This is a genomic window from Ralstonia pickettii (assembly GCF_030582395.1).
GTDB classification, from domain to species: Bacteria; Pseudomonadota; Gammaproteobacteria; order Burkholderiales; family Burkholderiaceae; genus Ralstonia; species Ralstonia pickettii_D.
In genome coordinates, this window is record NZ_CP104381.1 from 465,557 (window position 1) to 490,856 (window position 25,300).

Below are 25,300 nucleotides of genomic sequence, written 5' to 3' on the forward strand. Positions count from 1 at the left end.
TCGCTCAGGCGCCGAGCAGGCTTTGCCCGCACACGCGCACGATGTTGCCCGTTACGCCGTTCGACGCAGGGTTGGCGAACCACGCAATCGTCTCGGCCACGTCGACGGGCCGGCCGCCCTGGCTCATCGCATTCATGCGGCGGCCGGCTTCACGAATGGCAAACGGCACGGCTGCGGTCATCTGCGTTTCTATAAAGCCCGGCGCAACCGCGTTGATGGTGATGCCGCGTTCCGCCAGCAACGGCGCGCCAGCCTGCACGAGGCCAATCACGCCAGCCTTGGACGTCGCATAGTTGGTCTGCCCCAGGTTGCCTGCAATGCCGCTGATGGACGACACGCAGACGATGGCTCCGCCCGCGTGCAGCGCATTGGCTGCAAGCAGTGCGTCGTTGATGCGCAACTGAGCGGCGAGGTTGATATCGAGCACGCTGCGCCACGCGGGTTCGGTCATGCGGGCGATGGTCTTGTCGCGCGTGATGCCTGCGTTGTGCACGAGGATGTCGACGCCGCCCAATGCGGCAAGTTGCTGCGCGAGCAAGCCGGGTGTTTCAGGCGCGGCAATGTCGTATGCCATGGCTTCACCGCCGATTTCCTGGGCGACGGCGCCCAGCGCCTCTTGTGCGGCGGGCACGTCCAGGCAGAGCACGCGCGCACCATCACGCGCCAACACGTGCGCAATAGCCGCGCCGATGCCGCGCGAGGCACCGGTCACCAGCGCGGTGCGGCCGGCCAGCGGCTTCTGCCAATCCACCGAGACCGCTGTGGCGCGATGCACGCGCACCACCTGCCCCGACACATACGCCGAGCGCGCCGACAGCAGAAACCGCAGCGTCGACGCGGCCACGTTTTCCGCACCCTCCGCTACGTACACCAGCTGCGCCGTGCAGCCGCGCCGGACTTCCTTGCCGAGAGATCGCGTGAGTCCTTCCAGCGCGCGCTGCGCGATCGCCGCCTCGGGCGTCTTGCTGCCTTCGGGCGGACGGCCGATCACGACCACGCGCCCACAACGGCCGATGGCCCGGACGCCATCGTGAAACACGTGATACAGCGCATCGAGGCCGTCGACCGACGCAATGCCCGTGGCATCGAAAACGATGCCGCCAATGCGATCGAACGCCTCGCCTTCCTTGCCCGTGGGCGCGACAAAACGGCCGGTGATCTGCCCGTGCCGGTTGGCAGTGCCGAGCCACTCCGGATCGCTTTCATGAAAGCGCGTGGGGACGCCGGTCTCGGCAAAGAGCGCTGCGAGCGTCTCGCGCATGGAGCCGCCTGGCGCCGCGCCCACCAGAAACGGCCCGACAAATTCCGGTTCGCCGGGCACGTAACGGCGCAGCGGCACCGGCTGCGGCAGGCCGAGGTTGGCCGACAGCCACTTGCCGAAGCCGGAACCGACGAAATCGAGGTATTTGTCTTGCATCGTTGTTGTTGTCGTTGGTCAGGCCCGGACCTTCAGGCTGCGCGGCGCTCGGCGGCCTGCAGGGCATCGAGCGCATCCTTGCGGCGCTGCAGGTCGGCCATCAGGTTGAAGTCGGGCGGGAAGTCATCCACGGCGACCGCGTGTTCGCCATAGCGCGCGTAGTCGCACAGTTGCTTGCGTTCGCCTTCGTCGATGAGGTTTTGTGCCACCGCTTGCGCCGTCCAGGCTTCGAAGTCAGGCAGGCTTTGCGGCACGGGCGGCAGCTTGCCTGCCCGGATGGCCGGTTTCAAGCGTTGCTCGATTGCGTCCACGGCCGGTTGCAGGCGGAAGGCCGCCTCGCCATAGGCGATCGGGTCAACTTCGGGCGTCGGGCAGTACGAGTCGGCAAGCAGGCGATCGCGTACGGCGCCGGGCGTCTGCATCAGCTCGGCGACCTGTGCAGCCAGCGCATCCGACGGCTTTCGATACGGCGTGCCAAACGGGAAGATCAGCGCACGCAGCAGCGCCGCGATGCCTGCGTTCGGGAAGTTGGCCAGCACACCGTCGAGCGCATCGTGTGCCTTCACCAGCGCGTCCTGCACCGACCAATGCACGAGCGGCGTGTCTTCGGCGGGGCGGCCTTCATCTTCAAAGCGCTTGAGCGTGGACGAGATCAGGTACATCTGCGAGAGGATGTCGCCAAGCCGCCCCGTGATGCTCTCGCGGCGCTTGAGCGTGCCCCCCAGCGTAAACATCGACACATCGGACAGCAGCGCCAGCGCGGTCGAGAAGCGGTTCACGGCACGGTAGTACCGATGCATTTCCGGTGCAGCGTTGCCCGGCACGCTCGCTACGCGCCCGCCGGAGAGCGCATGCAAGAACGCACGCACCACGTTGCCGGCGATGAACGCGCCGTGGCCGAACAGCGCCGAGTCGAAGGCGCGCAGCGTCTCGGGCGAATCGGTGCCTTGCGCGGCCGTCATCTCGCGCAGCACATACGGATGGCAGCGGATCACGCCCTGCCCGAAGATGATCAGGCAGCGCGTCATGATGTTGGCGCCTTCCACCGTGATAGCGATCGGCACCTGCTGGTATGCACGCGCCAGGAAGTTGTTCGGACCCATGCAGATGCCTTTGCCGCCCACGATGTCCATCGCGTCGGTGACCACATCGCGCGCACGCTCGGTGACGTGGTATTTGGCAATGGCGGAGATGACTGAAGGCTTTTCACCCAGGTCGACGGCCAACGCGGACAGACGCCGTGCCGAGTCCATCATGTACAGATTGCCGCCCATCCGACCGAGCGCTTCCTGGATCCCTTCGAACTTGCCGATGGGGGTACGGAACTGGCGACGCACGGCGGCGTACGCGCCGGTGCTGCGCACGGCCAGCTTGGCCATGCCTACGTTCGACGAAGGCAGCGAGATGGCGCGGCCCGCTGCCAGGCATTCCATCAGCATGCGCCAGCCACGGCCGACCTGTGCCCGGCCGCCGATCACCCAGTCGATGGGGATGAACACATCCTTGCCCCAATTGGGGCCGTTCTGGAACACCGCATTGAGTGGCCAATGGCGGCGGCCGATGTTCACGCCCGGATGCTTAGTCGGGATGAGCGCGCACGTGATGCCGGGTTCCTTGTCGGCACCGAGCAAACCATCCGGATCGACTGCGCGGAAGGCCAGTCCCAGCACTGTCGCGATGGGGCCGAGCGTGATGTAGCGCTTGCTCCATGTCACGCGAAAGCCAAGGGTCTCGCGGCCTTCGTGCATGCCGCGGCAGACCACGCCCACGTCGGGAATGGCGGCGGCATCGGAGCCGGCATACGCGTTGGTCAGCGCAAAGCATGGGATTTCTTCCCCGCGTGCGAGGCGCGGCAGGTAATGGTCCTTTTGCGCTTCTGTGCCGTAGTGCAGAAGCAGCTCGGCGGGGCCCAGGGAATTGGGCACCATGACCGAAACGGCTGCAGCGGAGCAGCGCGTCGACAGCTTCATGATGACCTGCGAGTGCGCATACGCCGAGAAGCCTTTGCCGCCGTATTCCTTCGGGATGATCATGCCGAGGAAGCCCGCGCGCTTGGCATAGGCCCAAGCCTCGGGCGACAGGTCTTGCCAGATCTGCGTGCTTTCCCAATCGTTGGCAAGGTCGCAAAGCTTTTCAGTTTCGACGTCGAGGAAGGATTGCTCTTCCGCCGACAGACGGGGCGGCGGGGAAGACAGCAAACGCGACCAGTTCGGCCGGCCCGAGAACAATTCGGCATCCCACCAGACCGTGCCGGCTTCAATGGCGTCGCGCTCCGTCTGCGACATCTCCGGCATGATCTTGCGGAACATCGCCAGCACCGGGCGCGCGATGAGTGCCCGGCGCAACGGCTTGACCGCAAGCACCAGCGCGGGCAGCACAAAGACGATGGCGAGCACCGTTGTCATCACCGGGCCGACGAGGCCCAGCCAAGCACCGGCGACCAGCCACACCGCCGTTGCGATCAGCCAGGCGAATGCCGAGGCTTCCATGCTGGCGAGAGCGAGCGCGCCGATGCAAAGCAGGACGATCCAGATCGTCGTCATGAGGGTCTCCATTCGATGCGTTGATGTGCCGGCTGTCTCGAACATGCGGCGGCACCTGCCGAACACCGGAGCGACTCCCGTGCCTGCACACGGGAGTGCCGCGCGGCGCCCGCGTTGTCAGGCGTTGGGGCTGCGCCAGGGCCGCATCGGGTTGGCCGGGAAGATCGCCCGTGCTGCATTGCTGCGGCGAATGGCCAATGCCCGGGTGCGCGCAGACGGCGCGGGGCCGTCGCTATCGCTGTCGGCACCGTGGTGATCGTCGTGCTCGTCGGCGCTGAGGTCGTCGTGGTCGTCCGCGGCATCGTCTGCGCTTGCGCGCGAGCCCGGCGTGCGGCCGAACAAGTCACCGGCGAAGGGCGACGCCGTGGCAGGCGTCGCGCTGCGTTCGGTGATGCGGCCATTGCCGTGCCCGGCGTGGCGGCCCGAGCCGCCGTGGCCGCTGTCGTTGCCGTTGGAGGCATCGTCTGCTTGCGCGACCGGCGTGGGCACCTGTGCTTCGGCCAGTTCGACGACCTGGTCGAGCGCGCCGGCCTCGCCAGGCAGCGGGGCGTTGAGCGTGGCCACCACCAGCGCCGTCAGGCGTGCCAGGAGTGAGGCATCGTTCATCGGCTTGCCCTGCGTGAACAGCGGCAGCAGATTGTTGAGGTCGTCCCCGGCCAGTACGCCGGCGAGTGCCTTGAGAGCAAAGTGCAGGCGCCAGCCCAGTTCTGCCCGCGGCAGGTGTGGCAGCGCGCGCGAGAAGGCTTCGAAGAAGCGATCGAACACCGGCGCATAGTGGCCGAGCAGATAGTTCTGCACGAACGGCGAAGTATCGGAATACACCCGCCCCATCAGCCGCAGGAACGCAGGCCCGCCGGTGTCAGGGTTGCGCGCCATCTGCAGCGCCGGCACGAACAGCGCGCCGAGCACGTGGTCGCAGGTCAGCTGCTCTTTCGTCCAGCGCTCTTCGCACGCATCCAGCAGCGCCAGCCGGCGCGTGTTGAGCGGGTCGAGACGGCGCCCCAGCACCGACTGCATCAACGCTTCCTTGCTGCCGAAGTGATAATTGACCGCCGCCAGATTGACCTTGGCGCGCGCCGTGATCTGCCGCAACGACATCGCCTCGTAGCCGAACTCGATGAACAGCAGTTCGGTGGCTTCCAGAATGCGGCCCTTGGTGTCTCCTGCTCCAGGACGTCCCATGTCTCCTACCTCGTTTTTTTAAGCCTGATATCGGGCTCGATTGCTGCGGTGCAGCGCTCGAACGTACGATTCAAACATGTGTATGGGGTTGCCCGGGCATGTTAGGAACAGACGTTTGAAAACGCCAAGCGCCCAATTCGAGCAGGCACTCTAGACCGGAAGAGGTTGCCCAGCCAATGTATGAAACACGTGGCTCGGAAAGTGAGTGAGCGCAAACATAAGAAAGCTCAACCAGGCTCGCACCGCGAGGAGCGGGTCAGCCCGCCGGCCGATGGAGCGAGTTCAGACTGCCAAAAAATGGGGCAGGGTTTTGTGCAGGGTTGGGACGTGGAGCCGCCGTCCTGGACCACCAGCGTGCAGGCCCCCCCCACACGAATGCCGATCTTTGCGATAGGCGGGAGCGGCGTGTGTCTACAGCCGGAGGCGCATTCCCCGTGCATTTCCGACGATATGCGTTGATGGAGCGGCCGGGGATGTGGTGCATACGCCGTGGAGGCATTGCGGGCGGCGGTGGGGTAAACACCATCACCTGTTAAACTAGCGCCCTTCTTGCAGTCCCCGGGGTCCAGTCGCCCCGTCACCTACCCAGGCTTTGTCCACGATTGGCGCACGAACGAATGCGCGGGACACGCCGGTCCAATCGCTTTTCCATGTCGTTTTCCGAACTCGGCTTGTCAGACAAGCTGGTACGTGCCGTGGCCGAACTCGGCTACGCAGAACCCACTCCGATTCAACGCCAGGCCATCCCTGCCATCCTCAAGGGCGGTGACCTGCTCGCCGGTGCACAGACAGGCACCGGCAAAACCGCCGGTTTCACACTGCCGCTGCTGCACCGCCTGTCTGCATCGCAGCCCAACAAGGTGCAGACGCCGCAGGGCATGCGCTTTCCGATCCGCGCGCTGGTGCTGACGCCCACGCGTGAGCTTGCCGCGCAGGTGGAAGAAAGCGTGCGCGCCTATGGCAAATACCTGCCGCTGAAGTCGATGGTGATGTTCGGCGGCGTCGGCATCAACCCGCAGATCGATGCGCTCAAGCGCGGTGTCGATATCGTCGTGGCCACGCCGGGCCGCCTGCTGGACCACGTCGGCCAGCGCACCATCGATCTGTCCCACATTGAACTGCTGGTGCTGGACGAAGCCGATCGCATGCTGGACATGGGCTTCATCCACGACATCCGCAAGATCCTCAACATCCTCCCGCCGAAGCGACAGAACCTGCTGTTCTCGGCAACGTTCTCCAACGACATTCGCGAACTGGCCGATCGCCTGCTGGACAAGCCGGCGCTGATCGAAGTCGCGCGCCGCAACACGACCGCCGAAACAGTCGAACAACGCATCTACCCGGTCGACCGAGAGCGCAAGCGCGAACTGCTGGCCAAGCTCGTGCGCGACAACGACTGGCACCAGGTGCTGGTCTTCACGCGCACCAAGCACGGCGCGAACCGCCTGGCCGAGCAGCTCACGCGCGACGGCATTCCCGCGCTGGCCATCCACGGCAACAAGAGCCAATCGGCGCGCACGCGTGCGCTGACGGAGTTCAAGGCCGGGACGCTGCGGGTGCTGGTCGCAACCGACATCGCCGCCCGTGGTATCGACATCGACCAACTGCCGCACGTGGTCAACTTCGACCTGCCGAACGTGCCGGAAGACTACGTGCACCGTATCGGCCGCACGGGCCGCGCCGGCGCGCAAGGCGAGGCGATTTCGCTGGTCTGCGTGGACGAGCATGGCTTGCTGCGCGACATCGAGCGCCTCATCAAGCGCGAACTGCCGCGTACCGTGCTGGAAGGTTTCGAGCCGGACCCGGCCATCGCGGCGGAGCCGATTCCGAACGGGCGCAACTCCGCGGGCCGTGGCGGTAACGCGCGCGGTGGCCGCCCGGGCGGTGGGCGCAGCCAGCAGCCGCGCCAGGCCAGCGGCAACGCTGCGCCGCGCGAGCCGCGGGCTCCGCGTGAGCCTCGTGAGCCGCGTCGCGAGTCGAGCGGTAACGGTCAGGGCCAGGGCCAGGGTCAGGGTCAGGGTCAGGGTCAGAACCAAGGCCAAGGCCAAGGCCGCAATGGTGCCGGCAGCCGCCAGCGTCAGGCGCAAGGTCAACGTGACGGCCAGGCTGCGCCGAAGCCGCGCAATGGCCACGGTGCCGGCAACGGCCAATCGCAGGCGCGTGGCCAGCGCCAGGGCAACGGTCAAGGCCAAGGCCAAGGCCAAGGCAATGGACAAGGCGGGCAGGGCGGTCAACAACGTCGTGCATCGAACACGCAAGCCGCGCAGCCCGCCCATAAGGCACAGCCGGCCAAGCAGCCGTTCAATGGTTTGTTCGCCAAGGCGGCTGCGTTGCTCGGCGGCCGTAAAGCCTGACGTTGATGCACGACGACGGCCCACCCGCATCAGCCGACGCGCCCTACGACGGCCTGACGCCTGACAGCATTCTGGATGCGCTGGCGGAGGTCGGGCTGATGCCGGACGGCCGCATGTTCGCGCTCAACAGCTACGAAAACCGGGTCTACCAGGTCGGCGTGGAAGACAGCGCGCCGGTGGTGGTCAAGTTCTACCGCCCGGGCCGCTGGACCGACACGCAGATCGTCGAAGAGCACAGCTTTACGGCCGAACTCGCAGCGGCGGAAATTCCGGTGATCGCGCCGCTGGAAATCGATGGCCGTACGCTGCACGCGTTCGAACGCTGGCACTTCGCGGTCTTCCCGCGTTGTGCAGGCCGTGTGCCTGCCATCGAGCAGGACGACACCCTTGAATGGATGGGACGTTTCCTCGGGCGCATTCACGCTGTTGGTGCGCAGCGACCGTTCACGGCCCGTCCGGCGCTCGACATCGACACCTTCGGCGTGCAATCGCGCGACTGGCTGCTCGAACACGATTTCATCCCCCCCGATTTGTTGCCGGCGTGGCGCAGCGTGGCCGACGCCGCACTCGACGGCGTGCGCCGCTGCTACGACCGCGCGGGCGACGTTTCATTGCTGCGCCTGCACGGCGATTGCCACGCCTCGAACGTGCTCTGGATCGAAGAGGCCGACGCCAAGCAGGGTGATCCGCTGCAGAAGGGGGATTCGCTGCGCTCGGCCGGCCCGCATTTCGTCGATTTTGACGACAGCCGCACCGGTCCCGCCGTGCAAGACCTGTGGATGCTGCTCTCGGGTGATCGCGCATCGATGCAATCGCAGCTTGCCAGCCTGCTGGCCGGCTATGAGGATTTCTGTGAATTCGACACGCGCGAGCTGTATCTGGTGGAAGCGCTGCGCACGCTGCGCTTACTGCATTACAGCGCATGGCTGGCGCGTCGCTGGAATGATCCGGCGTTTCCTGCCGCGTTCCCGTGGTTCAACACGCAACGCTACTGGCAGGACCGGGTGTTGGAATTGCGCGAGCAGATCGCGCTGTTGGACGAACCGCCGCTCTGGTGAAACCGAGCGGCGGTTTTTCTTTGAGGCGTGGGCTTAGGCGAACTTGCCGGCCTGGAAGTCACGCACGGCCTGGAAGATTTCTTCCTGCGTGTTCATCACAAACGGGCCGTATTGCGCGATCGACTCGTTCAGCGGCTTGCCGGCCACCAGCAGCACACGCGCCTCAGCGTCGCCTGCACGGATCACCACACCGTCGCTGCCTTCCGTGTTGGCAAGGATGGCCATCTGCTTGTCTTCCACGCGCTGCAGCCCGGCGTTGCCGGCTGCTTCGGCGTCGCCCACCAGCGCGCTGCCACGGAACACATAGACGAACGCGTTGTGTCCGGCCGGCAGCGCTTGCGCGAACGACGCGCCCGCCGGCAGCGTGATGTCGAGGTACAGCGGCTGTGTCGCTTCGCGCGTCATCGCGCCTTGCACACCGTGCGATTCACCGGCGATCACGCGCACGGCCACGCCGTCTTCCGTCGTGAACTCGGGGATCTCGTTCGACGGAATGTCGCGGTACCACGGCGTCGTCATCTTGTCGCGGGCGGGCAGGTTCAGCCAAAGCTGGAAGCCTTCCATCACGCCGTCTTCCTGTTCCGGCATTTCCGAGTGCACGACGCCGCTGCCGGCCGTCATCCACTGCACGCCGCCGTGTTGCAGCAGGCCCTCGTGGCCGGCACTGTCGCGGTGGCGCATGCGGCCCGCGATCATGTACGTCACCGTTTCAAAGCCGCGGTGCGGATGATCGGGAAAGCCGGCCAGATAGTCGTTCGGATCGTCACTGCGGAATGCGTCCAGCATCAGGAACGGATCGAGGCGGCGTTGCAGGTTGTTCGTCAGCACGCGCGTCAGCTTCACGCCCGCACCGTCCGAAGTAGGGCGGCCGGTGATGATGCGTTCCACGCGACGGCCACGTTGCACGGGCTGCACTTGCGGTTGCACGAGGGTTTCCATGTGGTTCTCCTGAAATTCGGCATTTGTCATACGCCAAATGTAGGGTAGTTGCCTCGTTTGCACTAGTCGGTTATGGTGGGAAAAAATGTTGCTCCCGGTGAGACAATCACCGCTAGGCGGGTGCGCATCACGATAAGAGGAGGAAACCATGGATCTGAACCAATTGGCGCTGTTCGTGCGGGTGGTCGAAGCGGGGAGCTTCACGGCAGCGGCAACGCGGCTGGATCTGCCCAAATCGTCCGTCAGCCGGGGCATTGCTGCGCTTGAACAGGATTTGAACGTGCGACTGTTACAGCGCACGACGCGCACCCTGCATTTGACCGACGCGGGCCAGAGCCTGTATCAGGTGGCTTCGCATGCATTGGAAGACATCGAGCGCGCCACCACCTGCGCCGGCGAGCTGCAGGACTTGCCGCGCGGCAAGGTGCGGATCACGTCTTCCGAAGACGTCGGCCGCCTGCTGGTGGCGCCGGTGGCGGCGCGCTTCATGCAGCAGTATCCGGAGATCGATCTGGACGTCGTGCTGACGCCGCGCAATGTCGATCTCGTGCAGGAAGGTTTTGACCTTGCCGTCCGCGTCGGACGCCTGGCCGACAGTTCGCTGGTCGCGCGGTCGCTGGGCGTGTTGCGCATCGGCCTGTTCGCCTCGCCCGAATACCTGCAGCGCCGCGGTGCGCCGGACACCGTACAAGGGCTGGCCGACCATTGCTGCCTCGATTTTCGCGGCACCGGCCGCGGCGAAACGCAATGGCGCCTCGTCGGCCCCGATGGCCTGAAAACCGTGGCCGTGCGCGCCCGGCTGAATGCCGACAGCCTTATCTACCTGGAAACGTTGATTGCTTCAGGCGCCGGTATCGGCCCGCTGCCGCTGTATGCGAGTGCCGTGGCGCGCGCCAACGCACCGCTGCCGCGACTCGTTCGCGTGCTGCCGGACTATGCGACCAGCGGTGAGCCGATCAACCTCGTCACGCCCTCTGCCCGGTTCGTTCCCAGGCGCGTTCGCTTGCTGATCGACATGCTGACCGAGTCGATCCGGCAGGAGCTGGAAAACGCTGATCCCACCTGAAGTGTCGCGGCATAGAAGCTGCCGACGTTAAATGTTGTCACGACTGCGCCCGTCGCACGGTTCGCAAGGCACCATGCGATCCACGTGTGCCGGACCAGTACGTCTGACCCTCCATGACGTCACCCCCGTAAGCGTTGCAGTGCTTCCCCCCGGTGCGCTGCGATGTGTCTGGCACATGCGACCCTTGGGTGTTTCTGATCCCGTCACACTGTTGTGGGAAGCACCGCCGCCCGGACATCATCGTCCGGGCTTTTTTTTTTTGCCGTTTCACGAATGCTTGTCGCACGGTGTTTAACGGCCTTCACAAATTAGGACTCTTCTCATGGTTCGTAGCAAACCTCGCCATGAAAATTGCTGCCACGTAACACATGCAACGGAATGCGCCGAACGCGCTTGAATAAGCGCCATCAATTCCGCACCCGCCGCGACGCATGTGCGAATTTTCATGGAGTCGAACATGCGTATCGCCTTGCTTGAAGACGATCCCTTCCAAAGCGAAGTCATCGTCCAGATCCTTTCCCAGTCCGGCCACGACGTGGTGACCTACACCGACGGTGCGACCTTGCTGCGCATGCTGGGCCGATCGTCGTACGACATGCTGATCCTCGACTGGCATACGCCTGGCATGCTCGGGATCGACGTACTGAGCGTCGTGCGCAGCCGCCATAAAGAAGTGTTGCCGGTGCTCTTTGTCACGGCCGAAGAAGGCGAGAAAAGTCTTGTGCGCGCCCTCACGCACGGCGCGGATGACTACATCGCCAAGCCGTTCCGCATTGCCGAGCTGCGTGCGCGCGTCGACGCGCTGCTGCGCCGTGCCTATCCCATTCCGTATGGTCGTCTGCCATTCGCCGTAGGGCCGTACCACTTCAACACGCAGCGCCAACAGATCACCCTGCACGGCGAACCCGTTACGCTGACGGGCATCGAGTTCCAGCTGGCGCTGCTGTTGTTCTCGAACGTGGGCCGCACGCTGTCGCGCGACCACATCTTCGGGCAGGTGTGGGGCCGCAATTCATCGGAATACACGCGCACGATCGATAGCCACGTGTCGCGCATCCGCATGAAACTGAATATCGAGCCGGTGAACGAGGTGCGCCTGGTGGCGGTGTACAAGCACGGCTATCGCGTCGACCATCTCAAACCGGCGAACAACATGAATGCGCTGTCCGAGATGGATATCGCATCGTACGACGCTTAAGCCCGAGGCCATCAGCGCGCAGTGAGGGTGCCCGTCCAGCAATGGAATGGGACGCCCTTATTGTTTTCATCGGCTGTTATGCTCGGCGTTTCTCTTTCTCTGGGCGAGGCCAGCGTGCCGTTTTTCAATCTCAATGCAGAGGCCGAAGCGCTGCCGCGCGCATGGTCGTCTCGCGTGATGGAGCGTTTTGGTAGCGCCAATTTCAAGGTGCTGCGCATGGACGGCACGTCGTATCCCAACGAGGTGCACGACTATGCCGAAGGCCTGCTGGTGATCGATGGCGAGCTTCGCCTGCGCATCTGCGACGAAGCGGTGACGGTCTCGCGCGGCGAGCTGTATGTGGTGCCTGCCGGCGTACCGCACAGCGTAGATGCCGGCAGCGCCGGCACGCTGGTTATTCTGGACGTGTAAGCGGCGCGTCTTCTGCCTCTGCAAGCTGCTTGATCCGCTGCAGCATCATCCGGCGGATCAGCCCGCTTGGCACGCGGACCAGTATCCAGTAAGGCGTGAAGCGCCGGCGCGCCGTTGTGCTGCAGCAGTGCACGCACGTGCGCGTGGTCAGCAGCGTGCCGGTGCCCACGGGCTCAGCGACGAACGTCATGACGAGCTTGGCGATATCAGGGGCGCAGAACGTGTGAAACGCGCTGGCTTCAACGTGGATGAGCCCGCCGGCCGCTTCCCAGAAGCGACCCACCAAGCCGAGGGCGAATTCGTGATCTCCGTTTCTGCCGAGAGCGGTGAAATCGTGCAGGCCGAATCCGGCGTCGATCCGGCGCGCACTGGGCCTGCCAAGCGCGACGGCGATGCGCGCCGGGATGGCCCGCAGATGCAGGAACAGTCTGGCCACCGGGAAATCCTTGACGTCAAGTTGCGATGCCATGTCGAGCACGCGCGCGGGCGGTGCATTGACCCGTATGTGGTGCTGCTCGCTGAACTGATGCTCGGGAAGGAAGGTCTGCAACAGACTCATGCCGATGGATGGCGTGGTGTCATGCCTGAGGCTTTTCGCTCGCAGCCGTGGAAGCCGCAGCAGGAGCGAGTGCGGCATCGCGCGCGGGCGGCTCGGCCAGGCTGCGTTTCATCAGCCAGGCGACACCGGGTACGCGCAAACCGGTGGCAAACACCACGTCTCGCATCCAACCGCCGTATTGCGCCTGGAAGCATGGCGTGAGCGCGCGGCTCAGTGTCTGGTAGGCCTGCACGGTGCGCAGGCGACGGGCGTGGTAGGCGAGCGCGCCATCGGCGGCACCATGGACTTGCACGCATCCCGCAAGTGCGAGTGCATCTTGTGCGGCCAGCGTGGTCCCCAGGCCGAGTTGCGGGCTCATGGCGTGCGCAGCATCGCCGATGACGCAGTAAGGTGGTTTGGCCAACGCGCGCGGCCACGTGTGGCGATAGACGGCAAACGGCATATCGTCGTGCGAGCCGATCTGTTCGACCATGGGCGCGGCTTGCGGCCACAGGCTGAGGACATGCGCCTTCCACTGTGTGATGTCGGTCTGTCGCCAGGCGTCGACGGCATCGCTGGGCAGGCTCCAGAACATCGACAGGCGCGTACGTGTGCCGTCTACGTCGGTAGGCAGCAGGCCCATCATCTCGCGCGTGCCGCGAAAGCGCTGCTGCAGCACGCGCGGGTTCCAGCCCTCCACCCATCCTTGGAACCACAGCGTGCCCCATCGATAGGTACTTGACGGGCCGGCCAGGCCTGCGGACTCACGCAGCGCTGACGCCGCGCCATCGGCAATTACAAACAGATCGAAGACTGATTCGCCCTGCGTGTGCGCGACTTGCGCGCGTGGTCCATCAACAAGCAACTGCTGGATCGCGCAACCAAAGTGGAATGTTGCGCCCGCATGCAAGGCGGCGTCGTAGAGCATGGACGACAGCGCATGCCGCGTGACGGCGCGGCCGGGCGTCTCGGCGTAGTCGATGTCGAGCAGACGCCAGCCGCGATGGTTCAGACCGATCAGCCGATCAATCGGCGCGCCGATGCCCTCCAGCTCGCGGCCCACGCCGAGCGCCTCCAGCGCCCGAATACCCTGTGGCTGGATCAGCAGGCCTGCGCCCATGGCGGTCAGCTGCGGGTGTTTTTCGAAGACGTGCACGTCGTGCCCCTGGCGGACAAACGCGATGGCGGCGGCGAGGCCGGCGTTACCGGCGCCGGCAATGCCGATGGAGAGCGGGCGAAGTGCGGACATGAAAGCGTGGCGGATCGTTTGCTCAAGATGATAACGATACGGCGCGCACGTTAAGGCTGTTCGCGCAGGCTGCGGAGATAATGCGCAGACCTCACGCCCACCACACAAGACCGGACGCGCCATGCAGATCAAATGGCTGGAAGACTTCAAGGAACTCGCCAAGACGCGCAGCTTCAGCCGCGCCGCCGAGAACCGCAACGTCACGCACCCCGCATTCGGCCGCCGGATCAAGGCGCTAGAGGAATGGGTGGGCACCTCGCTGATCGAGCGTAGCGAGCATCCGGTCACGCTCACGGCGGCAGGGCGCTTGTTTCTGGATGCGGCCGCCAATGCCGTGGACGGTCTGAACGATGCGCGCTTGCTGCTGCGGGAGGCGCAACTGCCCGTGGCGCTCAGGATCGGCACCGGGCGTACGCTGGCGCGCACCTTCGTCCCCGGCTGGTACGAATCGCTGGCGCGTCAGCGCGGCGTGTTTCCGCTCAGCGTGACGACAGGCGGCACGCAAGAGGGCGTGCTGGCCCTTGCCGATGGCACGGTCGATTTGCTGATCGCCTACGCCAGCCCGCAGGCCGATGCGCTGCTCGATCCGCGCAAGTACGACCATTGCCTGCTGGGCAGCGAGACGCTCGTGCCGGTGAGCGCCCCCGACAAGCGCGGCCGCCCGCGCTTCACGCTGCCGGGCTTGGCTGCAGAACCGCTTCCATGGCTGGCCTTCGCGCGTGGGCTGACATTGCGGCAGATGCTCGACAGCCATCTGGCGGCCGCCGATCGGAAGGCGCATCTGCAGCCCGTGTTCCAGGCGGATTTTTACGAAGCGGTGGAAGAGATGGCCCTGCGCGGATTCGGCATGGCGTGGCTGCCTTATCGCCTGGCCAGGCCGCACCTGAACGCGGGTGAACTGCGCCCCGCTGGTGACGACACCTGGCACATCCACGTCAACATCCGCATGATGCGCGTGCGCAGCAACCAGAGCGCGTTGCTCGACGAAGTGTGGCAACGGGCGCTCGACAATGCCAGCGGTCACGGCCGTAACGATCTCGCCTGAGGCGCGTCGCAAAAAGCCCAACCTTGTGCCGAAACGGCACAAGCCGCCTCGGCGCGGCACCTAGACTCCTCCGCAACCTTCGCCCGCCAGCGCCGTTCGGCAAAACAGGCGGGTCGGCACAGACCACGGGGAGACAACCATGCCAGCCCACACCCTCAACGCGAGCGGCGCAGCAGCACGCGCCGCCGCCACCCATCGACATCCCGCGCCTTGGCGCGCCGTATTGGCGGCCAGCGTCGGCAATGCGCTCGAATACTACGATCTGCTGATCTACGGCTATTTCGCCATCACCATCGGCAAGCTGTTCTTCCCGACGGGCGATGCGTGGAGTTCGCTGATGCTCTCCGTCGGCACGTTTGGCGTGTCGTTCATCATGCGGCCGTTGGGTTCGATGGTGCTTGGCAGCTATGCCGACCGCGTGGGGCGCAAGGCCGCGCTAACGTGGTCGATCCTGCTGATGATGCTGGGCACGGCGATGATCGCGTTTGCGCCGACATATGCGTCGATCGGCCTGTGGTCGCCGGCCATCGTGATCGTGGCGCGGCTGCTGCAGGGCTTTTCGGCCGGCGGAGAATTCGGATCGGCCACGGCGTTCATGATCGAGCACGCCAACGGCAAGCGCATGGGCTACAACGCGAGCTGGCAGGCCGCCACGCAGGGTCTTGCCACCTTGCTTGCCGCAGGGTTGAGCGCGTGGATCACCTACGCGCTGACCACCGCGCAGGTGGAGTCGTGGGGCTGGCGCGTGGCGTTCCTGTTCGGCTTGCTGATCGGCCCGATTGGCGTCTACATCCGCCGCCATACGCCGGAAACGCCGGAGTTCGTCGCCATGCAGGCGGAAGCGCCGGCTGCGCTGCAAGAGCGCTCGCCGCTGCGCGATACGCTCACGCAGGGTTTGCCGGGGCTGCTGCTGGGCGCCGGCGTGGTCGTGGCCGTCACTGCATTCAACTACGTGCAGAAGGTCTACATGCCGACCTATGCCATCAATCAACTCCATATCGCCACCAGTGCCTCGCTGGTCTGCACGATGATCACCGGCGCGATGCTGATGGTGATGGCACCCGCGTTCGGCTTGCTGGCAGATCGCTTCGGCAGCATCCGTGTGGTGTCGATTGCGATGGTGGTGATTGCGCTGTCGACGTATCCGATGTTTGCCACGCTGGTCGCACAGCCGACGTTCTGGACGCTGCTGGTCATGCAGGCGATCGTGGGTGTGCTTCTGGCGGCCATCCTGGCGCCGCTGCCTGCGCTGCTTGCCGATATTTTCCCGACGCGCACGCGTGGCACGGGCCTGGCGCTGAGCTACAACCTGTCCGTGACGATCTTCGGTGGATTCTCGCCGCTGATCGTCACGTGGCTGATTGGCGTTACGCACATCAAGACGTCGCCGAGTTTCTACGTGTTTGCGACCACGCTGATCAGCCTGGCCTCGCTGTGGATGCTGCGCGGGCGCGCTCGTGCGGATCGAACCTGAACAGACTTCTCGTCACACCGAAGGATTTCGCATGATGACCCTGGAGGCGCTGCGCGCCACGCTCCCGGTCTACCCGATCGAGTTGTACAAGCCTGATATCCGCCGTTGGAAAGCCGGCACGCACGGTATTGATTACGTGCACACGTTCGATAGCGGTATGCCCGGTCCGCACGTCATGATCAACGCGCTTACGCACGGCAATGAGCTGTGCGGCGCGATTGCCGTGGATGCGCTGCTGGCTGCCGGCGTGCGCCCAGCACATGGCCGGCTCACGCTGTCATTTGCCAACGTCGAGGCGTATGAGCGCTTCGATATCAACGACCCGGATGCCACGCGCTTCATTGACGAAGACCTGAACCGCGTGTGGTCTGCGGACAAGCTTGATGGCTCCGGCAACACGCTGGAACTTCGCCGCGCGCGCGAGCTGCGCCCGGTGATCGACACGGTCGATACCCTGCTCGATATTCACTCGATGCATGAGAAGGCCGAGCCGCTGATGCTGACCGGCCCGCATGTCAAAGGCGTCGCATTGGGCCGCCTCGTTGGCGCGCCTTCACATCTGATGATCGATGCCGGCCATGCCGCAGGCCGCCGCTTGCGCGACTACGGCGGCTTTGGCGATGCCGCCAGTCCGAAGAACGCGCTGCTCATCGAATGCGGTCAACACTTCGAACGCGTGAGCCGGGATGTTGCGCTGGACGCGTGCGCGCGTTTTCTGGTGGCGCTGGGCACCGTCGATGCGTCAGCAGTATCGGAATGGCTGGGCATGGCGCCTGCGCTGGAGGTGCGTTGCATTCGGGTGACCGATCCGGTGGTCGCTAAGTCCGCCGCGTTCCGTTTTGCGGACGACTATCGCGGCATGGAGACCATCGCGCGCGCCGGCACCGTCATCGCCACCGATGGAGCGCTGCGAATCGTCACGCCGTACGACAACTGCGTGCTGCTGCAGCCATCGCTGCGGCATCTGGCCCCCGGCGTGACCGTGGTTCGACTGGGCAGGCTGGAAGGATCGGCCTAAACGCCGAGCATGGCGCGCAACGTGCCGAGCACGACTTGCCGGCAGTTGCGCACCATCTTGTCTTCGGCGTCTCGATAGCCGGTCAGAAGCCACGCCGCCCCCACGTTGGTCAGGGCACCCACGAGTGCCAACCCGAGGATGCGCTGGTCGGCGCGCTGTTCGGCGTTGTCCTCAAGGGGGGCGCCGGGCAGTTCGGCATTCGCCATGATCTGCTTGCCGAACTCCAGCAGGTTGCGCTGGTAGGTCGCATCCGTTTCCGGGCTCACGCCCATCACTTCCAGCAGCAGCACGCGCGCCGCACATGGGTCACGCAAGAACGCGAAAAACGCGTGCAGGCCGGCGTCGACACGCGCTTCCAGCGTATTGCCAGCGGCGGCGGTGGCCTCTGAAACCTGCGCGCGCAAGTCTTCGGCATGCTGCTGGTAGGTCGCGCGGAGCAGGGCTTCGGTGCTGTCGAACGCGGCGTAAAAGTACCGGTCGTTGAGTTTCGCTTCCTGACAGATCGCGCGCACGGTGGCCTTGCGAAAGCCCACCGTGCCGAACACGCGCGTGCCAGCGCGAATGAGTGCATCGCGGCGTTCTGCCGCGCGTGCCTCCGGCGCCACACCGCCATACGGGCGGCCTTTCTTCGCGGGCGCGTGTGCTGTTTCAAGTGTTTTCTCCATTTCGCTATTTGACGTCAGGACGCTCGAAAATTAAAGTGGTGACGAATCACACCACATTTAATGCGAAATTTGCTGATCCCGCCCCCGGGCTGCAACCAGGAGACCGCATGGACACGACGATGGAGCGAAGCGCCAACCCGGGCGTGCCCCGCAATCGGGCAGCCGCACCGGATACCGACGTCGACGTGCTGATCGTCGGTGCGGGCCTCTCGGGCATTGGCGCGGCGTATCACCTGCGCGAGCGCTGCCCGTCGGCGCGTTTCACCATTCTCGAAGGGCGCGAAGCCATCGGCGGCACGTGGGACTTGTTCCGCTATCCGGGCATCCGCTCCGATTCCGACATGTTCACGCTCGGCTACAGCTTCCGACCGTGGCACAGCAGCAAGGCCATCTCCGACGGTCAGACGATCCTCGATTACATCCGAGACACCGCGCGCGTGTTCGGCATCGACAAATCCATCCGTTTCCGCCACAAGGTGACGGGTGCGAGCTGGGATTCCGCCGCCGCGCGCTGGACCGTGCAGGCGCTGCGCAGCGATGGCACGCGCGAGGAACCGGTGCAGTTCACCTGCAAGTTCCTCTACATGTGCAGCGGCTATTACGACTACGAAGAGGGCCACGCCCCGACGTGGCCCGAGATGGACAGGTTCCAGGGCCGCATCGTCCATCCGCAGCATTGGCCGAACGATCTTTCGTATGCGGGAAAGCGTGTGGTGGTGATCGGTAGCGGGGCCACGGCCGTCACGCTTGTGCCCGCGATGGCGGGCACCGCGCAGCATGTGACGATGCTGCAGCGCTCGCCTACTTACATCGTCTCGCGGCCCGAAGAGGATGCCTTGGCCAACACGTTGCGTCGCTGGCTGCCGTCCGGTCTCGCTCACCGGCTGGTGCGCACGAAGAACGTGCTGCTGACGATGTACTTCTACAGCCTCGCGCGTCGCAAGCCGAAGGCATTCAAAGACTTCATCATCCGCATGGCCGGCAAGCAGATCGGCCCCGGGTTCGACGTGCGCAAACACCTCACGCCGCGCTATAACCCGTGGGACCAGCGCCTGTGCCTCGTGCCGGACGGCGATCTGTTCAAGACGATCCGCGCGGGCAAGGCGTCGATTGCGACCGACGAAATCGAACGCTTCACCGCCACCGGCCTGCAGCTCAAGAGCGGCGAGCATCTTGATGCGGACGTGATCGTCACGGCCACGGGGCTCAAATTGAAAGTGCTGGGCGGGGCGGCCATCACCGTCGACGGGCGTGCCGTGAATCTGGCCGAGACGGTGTCGTACAAGGGCATGATGTACAGCGGCGTGCCGAACCTGGCGTCGTCATTCGGCTATACGAATGCATCGTGGACGCTCAAGGCTGAGTTGATCGCGCAGTACGTCTGCCGGCTGCTCAACCACATGCAGTCCAACGGCTTCGATACCTGCGTGCCGCGTCTCGACGACGAAGCCATGAGCCGCGAGCCCGCCGTCGATCTGACGTCAGGCTACATCCAGCGCGCGTCGGCCATCCTGCCCAAGCAGGGCGACAAGCAGCCGTGGAAGTCATATCAGAACTACGCGCGCGATCTGATGATGCTCAAGTTCGGCACACTGGCCGACAGTGCCATGCAGTTCGAACGCCGTGCCCAGCCGATCGGCGCGGCGCAGCCCGCCTAACCGCCTCCCGCTTTGGGGACACTATGACCAGCATCGTTCTCGGCGTCATCGCGCTAGCCATCCTCGCGCCTGTTGCGTTCACGTTTTTCATCGCTCGCCGCGTCACCAAGGGGTTCCCGCCCGAAGGTCAGTTCATTGATATCGGCGGCGATCGCCTGCACTACATCGATCGGGGCCAAGGCCCTGCCATCGTATTCGTGCACGGCCTGTGCGGAAATCTGCGCAACTTTGCGTACCTGGATATGGACCGGCTGGCGCGCTCGCACCGCGTGATCGTGATCGACCGACCGGGGGCAGGGCGATCCGTGCGCGCTGCGGATTCGCCGGTCAACATCTACGCGCAGGCCCGCACGGTCGCGCAGTGCATCGAGCAGCTTGGGCTCGACAAGCCCGTGCTGGTGGGGCATTCGCTTGGTGGGGCGATTTCGCTTGCGGTGGGGCTGAACCATCCGCACGTTATCCGCCGGCTCGCGTTGATCGCGCCGCTCACGCACGCAGAAAGCGCGCCGCCGGGTGCGTTCAGGGGCTTGGTGTTGACGTCGCCGCTGGTGCGCAGGCTGGTGTCATGGACGCTGGCGATCCCGCTGTCGATCATCAACTCCCGTAAGGCCATCGACGCGGTGTTTGCGCCCGAGGCCATGCCGAAGGATTTCCCGTTCAAGGGTGGGGGCTTGCTGGGGCTGCGTCCGCATGTGTTTTATGCGGCTTCGTCGGATCTGGTCGCTGCGCCGGAAGACCTGCCCGACATGGAACGCCGCTATGCCTCGATGACGGTGCCCGTCGACGTGCTGTACGGCCGCGGTGACCGCATCCTCAACGTCAAACGCCAGGGCGAAGCGCTCAAGCAGAAGCTCGATCGTGTGAACCTGCGCATCATCGACGGTGGCCATATGCTGCCCGTGACGCAACCGGCGTTGACGACGGATTGGGTGTTGGCGGTGGCCGCTGCGGCGCCGGCGCAAGCAGAAGTGCTTGCGTAACGCGACTCCCCCTGGCGATGGCAGGGGCGAAGCAGAAAAGCAAAAAGCCCTGCCGAAGCAGGGCTTTTTGGTATTTGGTGGCGAATCAGGGACTCGAACCCCGGACCTGCGGATTATGATTCCGTCGCTCTAACCGACTGAGCTAATTCGCCGAAGAAGCGGGATTCTACCGTCTTCGGCGAATATGTCAACCCCCTGCGTCAGTCGTTGCGATAAATATCCACATCCTTGGTCTCGCGCACGAAGAGCACACCGATCACGAAGGTGATGGCCGCGATCCAGATCGGGTACCACAAACCGTGATAGATATTGCCGTTCTGGGCCACCAGGGCGAACGAGATGGTCGGCAGCAGGCCCCCGAACCAGCCGTTGCCGATGTGATACGGCAGCGACATCGACGAATACCGGATGCGCGTCGGGAACATCTCCACCAGCATCGCCGCGATCGGGCCGTAGACCATGGTCACGTAGATCACCAGGATCACCAGGATCACCAGCACCATGACCGTGTTCATCTGGGCGGGATCGGCCTTGGCGGGGTAGTTGGCCGCCTTGAGCGACTCGCTCACCTGCTTCTTGAAGTCGGCGATCTTCGTCTTGCTGTCGGCGTCGAAACTCTGACCGTCTGCCGTGCGCGTGGCGTTGAGCGAGCTGATCTGCTTACCCGCGATCGACACCGAGGCCACCGTGCCGGCCGGGCCTTCGACCGTCTCGTAGCTGGCCGACGCCTGCGCCAGCGTACGCTTGGCGATGTCGCACGACGAGCGGAAGTCCACCTCGCGGGCGATCGGGCTGCCCTGGAACGAGCATTCCTTCGGGTCGACCGTGATGGTGATCTGCGCGGTCTGCTGGGCACGCTCCAGCGCCGGGTTGGCATAGTGCGTGAGCGCCTTGAACAGCGGGAAGTAGGTCACCACCGCCAGCAGGCAGCCGGCCATGATGATCTTCTTGCGGCCGATGCGGTCCGACAGCGAGCCGAAGAACACGAAGAAGGGCGTGCCGATAGCAAGCGCTACGGCAATCAGCACGTTGGCCGTGAAGGCGTCGACCTTCAGCACCTGCGTGAGGAAGAACAGCGCGTAGAACTGGCCCGTGTACCAGACCACAGCCTGGCCGGCGGTCAGGCCGATCAGCGCCAGGATCACGATCTTCAGGTTGCGCCATTGGCCGAACGCTTCCGTCAACGGGGCCTTGGAGGTCTTGCCCTCTGCCTTCATCTTCTGGAATGCCGGCGATTCGCTCATCGACAAACGGATGTACACCGACGTGGCGAGCAGCAGGATCGAGACCAGGAACGGAATGCGCCAGCCCCAGTCGTCGAACGCCTTGCCGGTCAGTTCGCGCACGGCCAGGATGACGACCAGCGACAGGAACAGGCCGAGCGTGGCCGTCGTCTGGATCCACGACGTGTAGGCACCGCGGCGGCCGTGCGGCGCGTGCTCGGCGACATACGTGGCGGCGCCACCGTACTCACCGCCCAGCGCCAGACCCTGCAGCATGCGCAACGCGATGAGGATGATCGGCGCGGCAACGCCAATCGTGCCGTATGACGGGAGCAGGCCGACGATGAACGTCGACGTACCCATGATGACGATGGTCACCAGGAACGTGTACTTGCGCCCGATCATGTCGCCCAGCCGGCCAAACACCAGCGCGCCGAACGGGCGCACCAGGAAGCCGGCAGCAAATGCCAGCAACGCGAAGATGAAGCCAGCCGTGGGGTCCAGGCCCGAGAAGAACTGCTTGGCGATGATGGCCGCAAGCGAGCCGTAGAGATAGAAGTCGTACCACTCGAAGACCGTCCCCAGCGACGAAGCGAAGATGACCTTCTTCTCCTCCCTCGTCATGGGCGCGGGCTGCACACGCCCGGCGGGCGCGTTCGGTGCACTTTGCACGGTTGCCATGTTGTCTCCTGTTTTTTTCGTAGGTCGTCCCGCTGGGCATGGACATGACAACGCAAACGCTTTTCGCCCGCGGAAGTGTCAAGGATTGTGGGAGCCGAAACTTACGGCGTTCTGACAAGCATGTGCCTTTCGATGCGCGCGATCGGCGGTCTGGATTCCCGAAAAATCAGGCACTTGGGATTGCTCCGGCGGTCGCGCCGACCATGGTTTCGGCCCTGGCACCGATGCGTGCGCTGCATCATCCCAAAGCCGGCTTATGCAAGCAGCGCCAACCGGTATATGCACTTCCTCCAAATGTGCATGCGCACAAGATGTGCACCGTTGACGGCGCGGTTTTTGGCAAGGGGCGTCGTTTTGCAGCGGATTTGCCGGCAGTTGGCGCGTACGGTTTCTGACGTCTGGTTGTAGCGCTAGGGAAAACCACTATCGCAGTAAAACCGCCGCTGACAGCGTGAGTAAGAGTTCAGTCAGTTTCGCTCTCCAGAATCGCCGCACACATTCCAAGAGCAAACCAGGAGACAGGCGATGCAGGATGGATTGGTAGGAAAAATCGAGGCGCATCCGAAATATGCGCAGCTCAAGCAGCGACGCAACAGGCTTGGCGTCGTTCTGACGGTGCTGATGCTGGTGGTGTATTACGGCTACATCGCGCTGATCGCGTTCGATAAGCCCTTCCTCGCCAAGCCCGTGGGCACGGGCGTGATGAGTGTGGGCGTGCCAGTCGGCATGGCGGTCATCATTTTCACTGTCGTCATTACCGGCATCTACGTGCGCCGCGCCAACAGCGAATACGATCAACTGACGCAGGACATCCTGAAGGACGTCGCCAAATGAAGAAGATGCTTTCAATCTTGCTGGCGGCGTCATTGGCCGCAGGCGCCTGCGGAGCAGCCTTCGCTGCGGGTGGCGATGTCGGACAGACCGCCAAGCAGGCCACCAACACCACGGCCATCGTGCTCTTCGCACTGTTTGTGGCCGGCACGCTGTGGATCACGAAGTGGGCGGCCAAGCGCACGCGCTCCGCGGCAGATTTCTACACCGCGGGCGGCGGCATCACCGGTTTCCAGAATGGCCTGGCTATTTCGGGCGACTACATGTCGGCGGCGTCCTTCCTGGGCATTTCCGCCGCCGTGATGACCTCCGGCTACGACGGCCTGATCTACTCCATCGGCTTTCTGGTCGGCTGGCCGATCATCACGTTCCTGATGGCCGAACGGCTGCGCAACCTTGGCAAGTTCACCTTTGCAGACGTGGCGGGCTATCGCTTCGAGCAAGGCCCGATCCGCAGCTTTGCCGCGATCGGCACACTGGTCGTGGTGGCGTTCTATTTGATCGCCCAGATGGTGGGGGCAGGTCAACTCATCAAATTGCTGTTCGGGCTGGATTACTGGATCGCGGTGGTGATCGTCGGCGCGTTGATGATGGTCTACGTGCTCTTCGGCGGCATGACCGCAACGACCTGGGTGCAGATCATCAAGGCGTGCATGCTGTTGGCGGGCGTGACCTTCATGGCGATCATGGTGCTGGCGCAGTACGGCTTCAGCCCGGAAGCGCTGTTTGCCAAGGCGGTGCAGGTGAAGACCGCCATTGCTGCCAACGCGGGCAAGTCGCCGGACGACGCAACCAAGATCGGCTTGTCCGTGATGTCGCCGGGTGGCTTTATCAAGGATCCGATTTCGGCCATCTCGTTCGGCATGGCGCTGATGTTCGGCACCGCCGGCCTGCCGCACATTCTGATGCGTTTCTTTACGGTGCCCGATGCCAAGGAGGCGCGCAAATCGGTCTTCTGGGCCACCACCTGGATCGGCTACTTCTACATCCTGATCTTCATCATCGGTTTTGGCGCCATCACGCTGGTGCTGACCAACCCGGAAATGGCCGATGTGGCCAAGGGCGTGATCAAGGGCGGCGCAGGCACGGCCAACATGGCGGCCGTGCTGGTGGCCAAATCGGTGGGCGGCGATGTGTTCTACGGCTTCATTTCGGCCGTGGCCTTTGCCACGATTCTGGCGGTGGTGGCGGGGCTGACGCTGTCGGGCGCGTCGGCCGTGTCGCATGATCTCTACGCCACGGTATTCAAGAACGGCAAGGCCAACAGCGCCGATGAGCTGAAGGTCTCGCGTATCACCACGCTGGTCCTGGGCGTGATCGCCGTGCTGCTGGGCATTGCGTTTGAAAAGCAGAACATCGCGTTCATGGTGTCGCTGGCGTTTGCGGTGGCGGCATCGGCCAACTTCCCGGTGTTGTTCCTGTCGATGCTGTGGAAGGGCTGTACCACGCGTGGCGCGGTCATCGGCGGGTTCCTGGGGCTGATCTCGTCGGTCGGCTTGACGATCGTTTCGCCGTCGGTGTGGGAAGCCACACTCGGCTATCCGAAGGGCTCGGCGTGGTTCCCGTACACATCGCCCGCGCTGTTCTCGATGACGATCGGCTTCGTGGGCGTGTGGCTGTTCTCCGTGCTGGACAGCAGCGTTCGCGCCAAGAACGAAAAGGCGTCGTTTGCCGCGCAACAGGTCCGCTCGGAAACGGGCCTCGGTGCGGCTGGCGCATCGGGCCACTGATCGGCCACTGCCCACGCTGACCGGAGGCGGGTGACGCACT

At 64.5% G+C, this 25,300-nt stretch carries 21 protein-coding genes and 1 tRNA gene; 13 read left to right on the forward strand and 9 right to left on the reverse strand.

Features of this window, described 5'->3' with window-relative positions:
* Window positions 1–4: 4 nt before the first annotated feature.
* The 3 genes from N5B55_RS02190 to N5B55_RS02200 form a co-directional block, all read right to left on the reverse strand.
* Window positions 5–1,417: a 3-oxoacyl-ACP reductase gene (locus N5B55_RS02190; protein ID WP_304538990.1), complete on the reverse strand. Its 1,413-nt coding sequence runs from the start codon at window positions 1,415–1,417 to the stop codon at window positions 5–7.
* A 32-nt stretch (window positions 1,418–1,449) separates the two neighbouring features.
* Window positions 1,450–3,960 (reverse strand): acyl-CoA dehydrogenase, encoded by a 2,511-nt coding sequence (locus N5B55_RS02195; RefSeq protein ID WP_304538991.1) that lies wholly within the window; start codon window positions 3,958–3,960, stop codon window positions 1,450–1,452.
* 117 nt (window positions 3,961–4,077) lie between these two features.
* Window positions 4,078–5,142 (reverse strand): TetR/AcrR family transcriptional regulator, encoded by a 1,065-nt coding sequence (locus N5B55_RS02200; protein WP_154206369.1) that lies wholly within the window; start codon window positions 5,140–5,142, stop codon window positions 4,078–4,080.
* A gap of 650 nt (window positions 5,143–5,792) precedes the next feature.
* On the opposite strand from N5B55_RS02200, the gene N5B55_RS02205 reads away from it, so the two are divergent.
* Window positions 5,793–7,496: a DEAD/DEAH box helicase gene (locus N5B55_RS02205; protein WP_304538992.1), complete on the forward strand. Its 1,704-nt coding sequence runs from the start codon at window positions 5,793–5,795 to the stop codon at window positions 7,494–7,496.
* A gap of 5 nt (window positions 7,497–7,501) precedes the next feature.
* Complete coding sequence (locus N5B55_RS02210) at window positions 7,502–8,554, forward strand: serine/threonine protein kinase (protein WP_304538993.1); 1,053 nt, start codon at window positions 7,502–7,504, stop codon at window positions 8,552–8,554.
* A 33-nt stretch (window positions 8,555–8,587) separates the two neighbouring features.
* Here N5B55_RS02210 and N5B55_RS02215 read toward each other — a convergent pair whose 3' ends face one another.
* Window positions 8,588–9,493, reverse strand: a complete 906-nt coding sequence (locus tag N5B55_RS02215; protein ID WP_102065133.1) for a pirin family protein — start codon at window positions 9,491–9,493, stop codon at window positions 8,588–8,590.
* A gap of 148 nt (window positions 9,494–9,641) precedes the next feature.
* On the opposite strand from N5B55_RS02215, the gene N5B55_RS02220 reads away from it, so the two are divergent.
* The 3 genes from N5B55_RS02220 to N5B55_RS02230 all read left to right on the forward strand — a co-directional run bounded on the left by N5B55_RS02220 (window position 9,642) and on the right by N5B55_RS02230 (window position 12,168).
* The gene (locus N5B55_RS02220; RefSeq protein WP_154206373.1) at window positions 9,642–10,559 is read left to right on the forward strand and encodes a LysR family transcriptional regulator; all 918 of its coding nucleotides are present in this window, start codon (window positions 9,642–9,644) and stop codon (window positions 10,557–10,559) included.
* A 457-nt stretch (window positions 10,560–11,016) separates the two neighbouring features.
* Window positions 11,017–11,757, forward strand: a complete 741-nt coding sequence (locus N5B55_RS02225) for a response regulator transcription factor (RefSeq protein WP_304538994.1) — start codon at window positions 11,017–11,019, stop codon at window positions 11,755–11,757.
* A gap of 78 nt (window positions 11,758–11,835) precedes the next feature.
* The gene (locus tag N5B55_RS02230) at window positions 11,836–12,168 is read left to right on the forward strand and encodes a cupin domain-containing protein (protein ID WP_304539744.1); all 333 of its coding nucleotides are present in this window, start codon (window positions 11,836–11,838) and stop codon (window positions 12,166–12,168) included.
* Here the strand turns inward: N5B55_RS02230 and N5B55_RS02235 are convergent.
* On the reverse strand, window positions 12,152–12,727 hold the full coding sequence (locus N5B55_RS02235; RefSeq protein ID WP_304538995.1) for a hypothetical protein: 576 nt from the start codon (window positions 12,725–12,727) through the stop codon (window positions 12,152–12,154). The genes N5B55_RS02230 and N5B55_RS02235 overlap by 17 nt on opposite strands.
* Before the next feature lie 19 nt (window positions 12,728–12,746).
* Window positions 12,747–13,955: an FAD-dependent oxidoreductase gene (locus N5B55_RS02240; protein ID WP_304538996.1), complete on the reverse strand. Its 1,209-nt coding sequence runs from the start codon at window positions 13,953–13,955 to the stop codon at window positions 12,747–12,749.
* Between the two features lie 121 nt (window positions 13,956–14,076).
* On the opposite strand from N5B55_RS02240, the gene N5B55_RS02245 reads away from it, so the two are divergent.
* The 3 genes from N5B55_RS02245 to N5B55_RS02255 all read left to right on the forward strand — a co-directional run bounded on the left by N5B55_RS02245 (window position 14,077) and on the right by N5B55_RS02255 (window position 17,492).
* On the forward strand, window positions 14,077–15,000 hold the full coding sequence (locus N5B55_RS02245) for a LysR family transcriptional regulator (RefSeq protein ID WP_304538997.1): 924 nt from the start codon (window positions 14,077–14,079) through the stop codon (window positions 14,998–15,000).
* A gap of 139 nt (window positions 15,001–15,139) precedes the next feature.
* Window positions 15,140–16,474, forward strand: a complete 1,335-nt coding sequence (locus tag N5B55_RS02250; RefSeq protein WP_304538998.1) for an MFS transporter — start codon at window positions 15,140–15,142, stop codon at window positions 16,472–16,474.
* Between the two features lie 31 nt (window positions 16,475–16,505).
* Entirely contained in the window at window positions 16,506–17,492 is a 987-nt protein-coding gene (locus tag N5B55_RS02255) for a M14 family metallopeptidase (protein WP_304538999.1), read from the forward strand.
* Here N5B55_RS02255 and N5B55_RS02260 read toward each other — a convergent pair.
* A complete protein-coding gene (locus N5B55_RS02260) occupies window positions 17,489–18,157 on the reverse strand; it encodes a TetR/AcrR family transcriptional regulator (protein WP_154206380.1) in 669 nt (222 codons plus the stop codon). The genes N5B55_RS02255 and N5B55_RS02260 overlap by 4 nt on opposite strands.
* 107 nt (window positions 18,158–18,264) lie before the next feature.
* Here N5B55_RS02260 and N5B55_RS02265 point away from each other — a divergent pair, with 107 nt between their 5' ends.
* Together N5B55_RS02265 and N5B55_RS02270 are read left to right on the forward strand one after the other, a co-directional pair.
* Complete coding sequence (locus tag N5B55_RS02265) at window positions 18,265–19,815, forward strand: flavin-containing monooxygenase (protein ID WP_369812417.1); 1,551 nt, start codon at window positions 18,265–18,267, stop codon at window positions 19,813–19,815.
* 23 nt (window positions 19,816–19,838) lie between these two features.
* A complete protein-coding gene (locus tag N5B55_RS02270; RefSeq protein ID WP_304539000.1) occupies window positions 19,839–20,795 on the forward strand; it encodes an alpha/beta fold hydrolase in 957 nt (318 codons plus the stop codon).
* Window positions 20,796–20,870: 75 nt separating this feature from the next.
* Here the strand turns inward: N5B55_RS02270 and N5B55_RS02275 are convergent.
* Together N5B55_RS02275 and N5B55_RS02280 are read right to left on the reverse strand one after the other, a co-directional pair.
* Window positions 20,871–20,947: transfer RNA gene (locus N5B55_RS02275), tRNA-Met, on the reverse strand.
* 48 nt (window positions 20,948–20,995) lie between these two features.
* Window positions 20,996–22,699, reverse strand: a complete 1,704-nt coding sequence (locus N5B55_RS02280) for an MFS transporter (RefSeq protein WP_065856776.1) — start codon at window positions 22,697–22,699, stop codon at window positions 20,996–20,998.
* Window positions 22,700–22,743: 44 nt separating this feature from the next.
* Between N5B55_RS02280 and N5B55_RS02285 the strand changes: the two genes are divergently transcribed.
* The 3 genes from N5B55_RS02285 to N5B55_RS02295 all read left to right on the forward strand — a co-directional run bounded on the left by N5B55_RS02285 (window position 22,744) and on the right by N5B55_RS02295 (window position 25,260).
* The gene (locus N5B55_RS02285; protein WP_304539001.1) at window positions 22,744–23,094 is read left to right on the forward strand and encodes a hypothetical protein; all 351 of its coding nucleotides are present in this window, start codon (window positions 22,744–22,746) and stop codon (window positions 23,092–23,094) included.
* A gap of 130 nt (window positions 23,095–23,224) precedes the next feature.
* Entirely contained in the window at window positions 23,225–23,533 is a 309-nt protein-coding gene (locus N5B55_RS02290) for a DUF485 domain-containing protein (RefSeq protein ID WP_065856780.1), read from the forward strand.
* Window positions 23,530–25,260 (forward strand): cation acetate symporter, encoded by a 1,731-nt coding sequence (locus N5B55_RS02295; RefSeq protein ID WP_065856782.1) that lies wholly within the window; start codon window positions 23,530–23,532, stop codon window positions 25,258–25,260. The genes N5B55_RS02290 and N5B55_RS02295 overlap by 4 nt, the downstream gene beginning before the upstream one ends.
* Window positions 25,261–25,300 lie beyond the last annotated feature (40 nt).